Below are 9,334 nucleotides of genomic sequence, written 5' to 3'. Positions count from 1 at the left end.
CACCCTGAGCGAAGTCGAAGGGCGGGCGCGGGGCGCCCGGGGCCCGTGCTTCGACTTCGCTCAGCATGAGCCCCTCATTCATCAATGTCATCGTCATGCCCAGCACTCCTGCGGGTTGGAACGCTATTGTCTAGGCCTGACCGCGCGGGAAGCGCGTGGAAACGTCAGCCCGCCGCGCCCGCGAACAGCTGGTATGGCAACGCGCCCACGACCGCGCCCGACAGGCAGGTCGCCAGCGTGCCGGCCAGCAGCGTGCGCCAGGCGAGTGACAGGAAGTCGTCGCGCCGTTCCGGTTCCACAATCGACAGGCCGCCGATCAGGATGCCCATCGAGCCGAAATTGGCAAAGCCGCAGATCGCGTGCGCCGTGATGATGCGGGTGCGCGGGTCCATCGCGTCGACCGGGATCTCGGCCAGTTGCAGGAAGGCGACGAACTCGGTCAGCACCGTCTTCACGCCCATCAGCGAGCCGGACTGCGACGCCTCGGCCCACGGTACGCCGATCATGTACATCAGCGGCGCGAAGACCCAGCCAAGCACACGCTCGATCGACAGCGGCGCGCCCAACACGTCCGGGAACAGGCCAAGGCCCGCATTGATCAGCCAGAGCAGCGCCAGCGCCGCGATCAGCATGGTGGTGATGTTGAGCACGATTTTCAGGCCGTCGGTCGCCCCCGTCGAGAAGGCGTCCATGGTCGAGGCATAGTTGAAGTCCGGTTCCTTCATCCGCTCGGTCGAAGGCGTGGTTTCCGGGATCATTGTCAGCGCCACGGCCACGGCGGCCGGTGCGGCCATGATCGACGCCGTCAGCAGCTGCGCCAACGGGTTCGCCATCTTGCCGTCCAGGAACGCGCCATAGACGACCAGGACAGAGCCCGCGATGGTCGCGAAACCGGCGGTCATCATGATCAGCAGTTCCGAGCGCGTCATGCCTTTGATGTAGGGCCGGATCAGCACCGGCGCTTCGGTCATGCCCATGAACACGTTGGCCGACACGGCAAGCGAGGTTGCCCCGCCCAGCCCCATCGTGCGCTGGAAGATATAGGCGAAGCCATTCGTCACCCAGCGCAGGATGCGCCAGTGCCAGAGGATGGCCGACAGGGCCGCGACCACGATTACGATGGGCAGTATCTGGAAGAAGAAGAGCGGCGGCGGGGCGTTTTCCATCAATTCCGCGCCAGCCGTGTTGTCGCCAACATAGCCGAACACGAAACTGGTGCCCGCGCGGGTCGCCGCCTGCAGGCCGTCGACCACGTCATTGGCGTGGAACAGGACACCGCGCACGAAGGGCACACCGAACAGGAGCAGCGCAAAGACGAACTGCATCACGGTAGCGCCGATTACGATGCGCCACGGGAATAGGCCGCGCTTTTCCGACACGACCCAGCAGATTCCATAAATCAGGGCGATCCCGATCAGCGCGCGGGCATTGTCCCAACCCCATTCATAACCTGCCAGCATCCAAAATCGCTCCCGAGCCCGTTTTGATAGCCCTATGACTTAGCCGTGACAGTCCGGATTGGAAAGCGCGCAAGTGCAACGCGAAACGGGCACCGCTTGAATCGATCCCGTCAGGTGCGAGATGGGGCATCAGACCGCACAGTTTGCCGGGCGTGTTGACGCCTCTCCATCCTGAGCCTAGGTTTTTGCTTTAATTATCAAGCGTCTGGCCCGGTCACTGACCTGGATGTCCGGCCAGCCCCCTGGAGAGCCAACATACAAATGAAAATGCGCGCCTTATTGATGGCTATGGTCATGGCTGTCGCCACACCTGCCTTCGCTGAATCCGAATTGAACAAGACCGACGCTGAAAAGACGGAGGCCGCAAAACCGATTCCCGATCCGGTCATGTTCAAAAGCAAGCATACCGGCACGTTCGGCACGGCGAAGGTCGCCTACACGGTCGAAGCGGGCGAGACCTATATCAAGGGCGAGGACGGCGAGCCGGCTGCCAGCCTCTTCACCACGTCCTATGTCGCCGACAAGGCGGGCAGTTCGCGCCCGGTGACCTTCATCTTCAATGGCGGGCCGGGATCGGCCTCGGTCTGGCTGCACATGGGCCTGCTGGGGCCGAAGCGCGCCGTTGTGGCGAGCGACGCGGATGCCGACGATGGCGCCGCGCCCTACACGCTGGTCGATAATCCCCTGTCGATTCTCGATGTGACAGACCTTGTCTTCATCGACCCGGTCGGCACCGGCTATAGCCGCGCCATCGGCGCGGGCGAGAACAAGGATTATTGGAGCGCGGCGGGCGATACGTCCTCCATCTCTGAATTCATCCGGATATGGATCACGACACACAAACGCTGGAACGCCCCGAAATACCTGATTGGGGAAAGCTTCGGCACGACGCGGGCCGCCTATATCGCGGACGAGCTGACGACCGGCGATGTCGATATCGCGCTCAATGGCATCGTCCTGATCTCCCAGGCGCTGGACTATGAGGGCTCGACCTCGGTCCACGACAACATGTATTCCTACATTACCTACCTGCCCAGCATGGCTGCCACCGCGCAATATCACGGCAAGGCGGGACTCGGCATTCCGCAGGCGGAGTTCCTGGCCGAGGCGCGTGCCTTTGCCCGCGACGAATACGGCCCGGCGCTGATGAAGGGTGACCGGCTGAACGCGGAAGAGCGGGCCCATGTCCGCGGGCGCCTCGCCTATTTCACGGGGCTCGATCCAGCCTATATCGAGACCTCCAACCTGCGCATCCTGATGCACCGCTTCCAGAAGGAATTGCTGCGCGACAAGGGCGTGGCGCTGGGACGGCTCGACGGGCGCTACCTCGGCGACGAGGCTGACGATGCGGCCGAAGGCCCGGAAGACGATGTCTCAAGCTACGCCATCAGCTCGGCCTATTCGGCCCTGATGAACCAGTACCTGTCTGCAGATTTCGGCGTCGAGATGGACCGGCCCTACATGGTCTCCAGCGCGGACGCCGGCGAGCAGTGGATTTTCCGCGATGTCCCGGAAGGCAAATACTGGGAACCGCACTATGTGAACCCCACCCGCAAGCTGACCACGGCGATGCGCCACAACACGGCGCTGAAAGTCATGGTCGCGAGCGGCTATTTCGACCTGATCTGTCCCTTCTTCGACGCAGAGGTCACATTCGCCCGCTATGGCATCCCGCAGGACCGCGTGGCCATGACCTATTATCAGGGCGGTCACATGATGTACCTGAACGACGGCGCGCTTGAGGCCCTCAGCGCGGACGTGCGGTCCTTCTATGCTGGCCAGCTTCAGGATACGCGGCCCGACTAGGACCGGTCCCGGAATCAAAATCCCCGGGCGCCAGGCCCGGGGACATGTCGTTGATAGATATCTAGCCGAGCTTGCAGACGCAGATCTTGTTGCCGTCCGGGTCGCGGAAATAGGCACCATAGAAGGTCGGCATGCGGTTGCCCGGCGCGCCTTCGTCGACCGCGCCGAGTTCGATCGCCTTGTTGTAGACCTTGTCGACGGCTGCATTGTCGGCAGCGGCGAGGGCCGGCATCACGCCATTGCCACAGGAAGCAGCGTCCTTGTCAAAGGGGTCGCCGATGGCGATCATCGGCTGGCCGGGGCCGACGCCATAGAATTGCAGCCGGTCATTGGCGAAGAACCGTTTGGCCCCCATTTCGCCGAGGACGGCGTCATAGAAAGCCAGCGCCTTCTCTTTATTGTTCGTTCCAAGGGTCACATAAGCCAGCATGTCGGTTCCTCCCATTTCATGCGTTTCTTTTCGGTACTCTGACCTGACGGCCCCCGCTGGGCAAGATATGACGCAGGGGCGCGGCTTGACGTTTACGTGAACGTCTGGTGTGAAACCGACCAATCGATTTGTAATAAATGCAGGAGTTCTCCCCCATGTCCGATATCCGTTTTGACGGCCGCGTTGCCATTGTGACTGGCGCTGGTGGCGGTCTTGGCCGCTGCCACGCGCTCGAGCTTGCCCGCCGCGGCGCAAAGGTCGTGGTCAACGACCTCGGCCCCAGCATGGACGGGTCGGGCGGCAGCTCCGCCGGAGCCGAGGCTGTGGTCAAGGAAATCGAGGCTCTTGGCGGTGAAGCCATGGCGAACGGCTCCTCGGTTGCTGACGCAGCCGGCGTCAAGAAGATGATCGATGACACGATGGCCCAGTTCGGCCGCATCGACATCCTGATCGCCAATGCCGGCATCCTGCGCGACAAGTCCTTCTCCAAGATGACGCAGGCCGATATCGACATCGTCATCGACGTTCACCTGCGCGGCTCGTTCATGCCGATCCACGCCGCCTGGGACATCATGAAGGCCCAGAATTACGGCCGTATCGTCGTGACGACATCCTCGACCGGCCTGTACGGCAACTTTGGGCAGGCCAATTATGGCGCTGCCAAGCTCGGCCTCGTCGGCATGATGAACACGCTGAAGATCGAAGGCGCGAAAAACGACATCAAGATCAACGCGGTCTGCCCGGTTGCCGCGACAGCCATGACAGAAGGCCTGATGCCCCCAGCCGTTCTCGAGCAGCTGAAGCCTGAATACGTGTCGCCCGGCGTCATGAACCTCGTCAAGGAAGACGCCCCGACCGGCGTGATCCTGTCGGCGGCTGCCGGCGCCTTCTCGATCGCGCGTATTGTCGAAACCGAAGGGGCCTTCGTTGGCCAAGGCGACGACCTGACGGCTGAAGCCGTCGCCGCCAAATGGGACCAGATCACCGATACGTCCAAAACGCTGCCAGCCTTCAAGGCCGGCGGTGAACATAGCCAGCACATGTTCGCCGTCGTGGCAGGCGGTGTGAAGGCCTAAGCTTGCTTCAGGCGAGTTTTAAGCGCAGGATTCTCCTCACACGCTTTTTTGAGGAGAATCCATGCGGTTCACTGCATCCACACTTCTATGCTCGATTCTCATGCTTGCCGCCGCCTGCAGTGCGCCGCCTCCTGCCGAGACCGTCAAGCCCGCCGTCCAGCCGATCCCCGTCAGCGCAGCAGGCGAAACCTGCGGCGGCATCGCCGCCCTGAAATGTGAAGAAGGCTATTTCTGCAAGCTGGCAGACGGTGCCTGCAGGACCACAGCGGATGCCGCCGGCACGTGCCAGGAAATCCGCCGCGCCTGCACACGCGAATATGCGCCGGTCTGCGGCTGCAACGCGAAGACCTATCCGAACAAATGCGAGGCGCATGCCGACGGCACAAGCGTCGCCCACGAGGGTGCCTGTACCGGCTAAGGACAGCGGCCCCCCAGCCGGGAGGCCGTTACGCCCCTATTCCTGCATCGCCTTGAGATACATCGAGTTTTTCGGTTTGGAAAACACGCTTTCGACCATCGGTGCGAAGAATTCCAGCGACTCGCTTTCATAGTCCGGATCGAAGGCGGCCTGATCGTAGAGATGGCAGAACTGCGCGCAGTATTCATAGTGCGGGCTGTCCTTGAACTGCTCGCGCATGTTCTTGTCGAGGCCGAGATATTCAAAGAAGTAATAGCCCTGGATCGCGCAGTGATTGGCCACCATGAACAGGTTGGCCTCTGACACAAAGGGTTTCAGGATCGCGGCGGCAACGTCCGGATGGTTCATGCTGCCCAGCGTATCGCCGATGTCGTGCAGGAGTGCGCAGACGACATATTCCTCGTCGCGTCCGTCGCGGTGGGCCCGCGTCGCGGTCTGCAGGGAATGTGTCAGCCGGTCGACAGGGAAGCCGCCATAGTCGCCGTCCAGCAGGCGGAGATGGTCCAGAACGCGCTTGGCGAGGCCCTTGTTGAAATCCTTCGCGTGGCTGGCAATGATGCTCCAGTCTTCCTGCGTGCCTTCCAGCATTTCGCGGAATTTCGCGCGTTCGCCCATATCGTGTCCGTCCGCCATATCGATCTCCTCCAAGTCTCGTTGGCATAGGAATATACCACACGGCCAACATATGAAAGCAGAGGCTTGTCCGCCCGGATTTGGTCACCGGTCCAAAATGTGGCATTCTACCGTGAGGAAGTACGAGGAGCGCGATGCGCTGGAACCTGGAATCGATTGCCGGCTGGATTAGCCATAGGACGCGAAAAGTGCGGACCTGGGCGCTGGCGATGCTGGTTCTGACCGTCACCCTTCCCGCCGCCGCAACCGAGCGCCAGGTCATCCCCTTCGGCATGGCCCCTTCGGGCCACATGGTCGTCCCGCTGAGAATCAATGATGCCACCCCGGCGATCGGCGTGATCGACACGGCAGCCACCTATGCCATGATCGACGGCGCAACCGCCTCCGCTGCCGGCGTACCGCCCCCCGCAGAACTCTCGATTAACGTGCTCGGGCTGGAAGGCCTTCAGGCCTTTCCTGTGGTTCACGTCGACAGCCTCTCGGCCGGCAATACGCGGATTGACGCATTTCCCGCCGCCCTGAGTCGGCGGATCGCTGTCGCCGGCATCCACAATATCGTGCCGCTGACCGCGCTCGAAGGCGATGTCGTTGACTTTGATTTCGACGAAAGTCGCGTCCTGATTTACAATGGCAGGCCCGACACGAGCACCGAGCTCTATTCCAGCCGGATGAAGATGCATTTCAGGCAGGGACTCTGGTTCGCCGAAGTGAAATTGAACGGCATCAAAGGCCTGGCCCTGATCGATACCGGGTCGAGTATCTCCTATGTGAACAGCCGGTTCGCCGACGCGGCAGGCGCCAAGCCCAACGATGAAAAAACCCAGACGATCCGTGGCATCACGGGAGGCAACGTCGCGATCCGCGTTGCCACCGCACGGAAATTCACGCTGGGGCAGCACCGCGTCACTGGTCCCGATCTCATCGTCGCGGATCCCGCCCTGTTTTCGCATCTCGGCATGGATGACGAACCCGCAATGGTTCTGGGTCTCGACTATCTCTCGATTTTCCGAGTCCAGCTCGACCGGCGCAGGGGCTATCTCGTTCTGGGGCTCCGTGGCGTGGGCGGCGTGAAGCTGAACGCTTCGGGCACACATATCCGTTCGGACTGATTTCAGGAATCGGACAGCATCGCGGACAAAAAACCCCTCCTCCATCAGGAGAAGGGGTTTTCCGTCAGATGCCTAATCCCACAGCGATCCCAGCGCCAGCCGGTCACGCCAGGTCTCACGCGATCCCATATGGGCCGGACCGCAATCGTCGCACGCATGCTCGTGCAGGCGACGGGCCAGAACCCAGGTGGACTCACCGGTACGTACGCCCGCCCGTTCGAGGACCGACACGATGCGCCGCAGCGCATCCTCCGATACATCCTCGTTCTGGCGGCCTTTCGCTTCCGCGAGACGCCAACCGGCCGGGTCCTGCCGCAGGGCCACGGCCGCCATCTCGCTGCCCTCGCGGACAGTAAAAACGGCCATGCGCCCCGCAGCGAGGTCGCCCGTGAAGTCCCGCAGGCAGTTGCGGAACTCCAGCGCGACGCCGACCAGCGCCTTGCGGTCGCTGACGGGCGTAAACCCCTCCGGCAGGCGCGGCACAGGCAGGACCTGCCCGAACCGGACCGGCTGAAGCGCTTCAGCGGCCATATCGAACAGGGCAAGCGCATTGCTGGCCCGGTTCCACCGCTGCGCGATCGCCGACGCCTCGCTTGCCCCATGAATGCGGAGGGCAAGGCGGAACGCAACCGCCAGGTCCTCGACCGCCGCAGCGCGCGTCGGCAGGTGGGCAATGATCCCGGCGCGGCGCAGTGCCTCTGGCAGCGCCCCGATCAGGACCAGGCGATCTGCGGCGATGACCGTCATGTGCCGCAGCACACGGCCCGCATCCGCCTCGGCAAAGAGGCCGAGGAACCGGGCATAGTCCCCCGCCTCCCACAGTACTTCGCCAAGCCGTCCCAGCGCCTTCATCAGCCCCCCGGGCGCTTCGCCCTGCACCAGCAGGCGTGCGAGATCACGGTCGCGACCCCGCTCCACGACGCGGACAATCTCCGTACCGCGAAGGCCAGCCGCATTCCCGAGCAGGATCGCGGCCGCGTGACGGCGCGCCGTCGGCAAGGTCAGGAACCCGCTATGGGGCGCTGGCCAGGCCTCAGCGATGGCATCGGCATGCGGCCCGGCCAGGAAGCCAAGCAGCGGCGTCTGAACTGCATGTCCTTTCGGACGCGTATGCAGCAGGGTCATGGGCATGCCCATGATCCACCTCCCTTCAAATCGCGTTCGCTGAAACCATGCTTCAGCGGCGGCGGATTCAAATCATCAATGCGAGGTCAGGCGTTCACCGGCCAAAGCGCGGGGGACGCTGACGGCGCTCCCCGCAATCGCGAGGAGCTGGTCGTATGTGTACAACTCAGCTTCATCTCAGGTCTCTTCCGGTTGGGCCGCAGGTCATCCTTGGCAGGACAGCCCGGCAGCGAGGGGCGGCGTATAACGCCGCCATTGGTTAACTGTCAACTGCACCGCCAAACAAAAAACCCCCGGACGTTTCCGTCCGGGGGTTTTGAATTCTGGCGTGTTGCAGAGGACTAGTCGTCCATTGCGTCCATCTCGGCCTGGTGACGGGCCTTGTCGGCGGCGCCTTTGGCGCTCTCGTCACGGTCGACCAGTTCGAGCACGGCAACTGGCGCATTGTCACCCGGACGGTTGCCGGCTTTCATCACGCGCGTGTAGCCGCCATTGCGGTCCTTGTAACGGTCACCCATTACGTCGAACAGCTTGCGGACAGCGTCTTCATCGCGGACTTTCGCGATGGCCTGACGGCGTGCTGCAAGGTCACCTTTCTTGGCAAGCGAAATCAGCTTGTCCATGAGCGGTGCCATTTCCTTGGCTTTCGGCAGGGTTGTCATGATCTGCTCGTGCGTGATCAGGCTTGCCGCCATGTTCGCGAACATCGCCTTGCGGTGCGAGCTTGTCTTATTCAGTTTGCGATGGGCTAGTCCGTGGCGCATTGTCGTGTCCTCTGGAGGTGATCAGGCCCCCGTAATCAGATTGATCGGGTCCTATAGGTGGTCGTCGTATTTCTTGGCAAGGCCTTCAATATCTTCAGGCGGCCAATCCGGCACTTCCATGCCAAGATGCAGGCCCATGCCAGCGAGGACTTCCTTGATCTCGTTCAGTGACTTGCGGCCGAAGTTCGGCGTGCGCAGCATCTCTGCTTCGGATTTCTGGATGAGGTCGCCGATATAGACGATATTGTCGTTCTTCAGGCAGTTCGCCGAACGCACGGACAGTTCCAGCTCGTCGACCTTCTTGAGGAGGACGGGATTGAAGCCGAGGTCGGTTTCTTCTGCAGCCTGGCCCACTTCGAGGGTTGGCTCTTCAAAATTGATGAACAGCTGGAGCTGGTCCTGAAGTATGCGGGCCGCATAGGCGACAGCATCTTCCGGCGTGACAGAACCATCTGTGTCGATGTCGAGCGTCAGCTTGTCATAGTCCAGCACGGTGCCTTCGCGCGTGTCTTC

Annotated in this window: 10 protein-coding genes; 4 read left to right on the top strand and 6 right to left on the bottom strand. The window is 62.2% G+C overall.

Translation table 11 applies throughout. From position 1 onward, the window contains the following. Positions 1-164 precede the first annotated feature (164 nt). On the bottom strand, positions 165-1,460 hold the full coding sequence (locus tag AADA04_RS15375) for a nucleoside transporter C-terminal domain-containing protein (protein ID WP_340694162.1): 1,296 nt from the start codon (positions 1,458-1,460) through the stop codon (positions 165-167). A 294-nt stretch (positions 1,461-1,754) separates the two neighbouring features. Between AADA04_RS15375 and AADA04_RS15370 the strand changes: the two genes are divergently transcribed. Next, positions 1,755-3,266 (top strand): peptidase S10, encoded by a 1,512-nt coding sequence (locus AADA04_RS15370; RefSeq protein WP_340694161.1) that lies wholly within the window; start codon positions 1,755-1,757, stop codon positions 3,264-3,266. A 61-nt stretch (positions 3,267-3,327) separates the two neighbouring features. Here AADA04_RS15370 and AADA04_RS15365 read toward each other — a convergent pair whose 3' ends face one another. Further along, positions 3,328-3,696, bottom strand: coding sequence for a VOC family protein (locus AADA04_RS15365; protein ID WP_340694160.1), 369 nt, complete (start codon positions 3,694-3,696; stop codon positions 3,328-3,330). 155 nt (positions 3,697-3,851) lie between these two features. Between AADA04_RS15365 and AADA04_RS15360 the strand changes: the two genes are divergently transcribed. Then, a complete protein-coding gene (locus tag AADA04_RS15360; RefSeq protein ID WP_340694159.1) occupies positions 3,852-4,772 on the top strand; it encodes an SDR family NAD(P)-dependent oxidoreductase in 921 nt (306 codons plus the stop codon). Between the two features lie 61 nt (positions 4,773-4,833). After that, positions 4,834-5,190: a Kazal-type serine protease inhibitor family protein gene (locus AADA04_RS15355; protein ID WP_340694158.1), complete on the top strand. Its 357-nt coding sequence runs from the start codon at positions 4,834-4,836 to the stop codon at positions 5,188-5,190. 36 nt (positions 5,191-5,226) lie between these two features. Here the strand turns inward: AADA04_RS15355 and AADA04_RS15350 are convergent, their stop codons facing one another. Further along, positions 5,227-5,823, bottom strand: a complete 597-nt coding sequence (locus AADA04_RS15350; protein WP_340694157.1) for an HD domain-containing protein — start codon at positions 5,821-5,823, stop codon at positions 5,227-5,229. A 188-nt stretch (positions 5,824-6,011) separates the two neighbouring features. On the opposite strand from AADA04_RS15350, the gene AADA04_RS15345 reads away from it, so the two are divergent. Beyond that, a complete protein-coding gene (locus tag AADA04_RS15345) occupies positions 6,012-6,932 on the top strand; it encodes a pepsin/retropepsin-like aspartic protease family protein (RefSeq protein WP_340694156.1) in 921 nt (306 codons plus the stop codon). 72 nt (positions 6,933-7,004) lie between these two features. Here AADA04_RS15345 and AADA04_RS15340 read toward each other — a convergent pair whose 3' ends face one another. The 3 genes from AADA04_RS15340 to AADA04_RS15330 all read right to left on the bottom strand — a co-directional run. Beyond that, positions 7,005-8,069: a hypothetical protein gene (locus tag AADA04_RS15340; RefSeq protein WP_340694155.1), complete on the bottom strand. Its 1,065-nt coding sequence runs from the start codon at positions 8,067-8,069 to the stop codon at positions 7,005-7,007. Positions 8,070-8,398: 329 nt separating this feature from the next. Beyond that, complete coding sequence (gene rplQ / locus AADA04_RS15335) at positions 8,399-8,821, bottom strand: 50S ribosomal protein L17 (protein ID WP_340694154.1); 423 nt, start codon at positions 8,819-8,821, stop codon at positions 8,399-8,401. A 51-nt stretch (positions 8,822-8,872) separates the two neighbouring features. Further along, on the bottom strand, positions 8,873-9,334 hold a 462-nt coding region (locus tag AADA04_RS15330), incomplete at its 5' end, for a DNA-directed RNA polymerase subunit alpha C-terminal domain-containing protein (protein ID WP_340694153.1).

It is taken from the genome of Hyphomonas sp. (assembly GCF_037969335.1).
GTDB lineage: Bacteria > Pseudomonadota > Alphaproteobacteria > Caulobacterales > Hyphomonadaceae > Hyphomonas.
The sequence above is the reverse complement of the archived record's forward strand: the minus strand, read 5'-3'. Positions and strand labels throughout refer to the sequence as shown.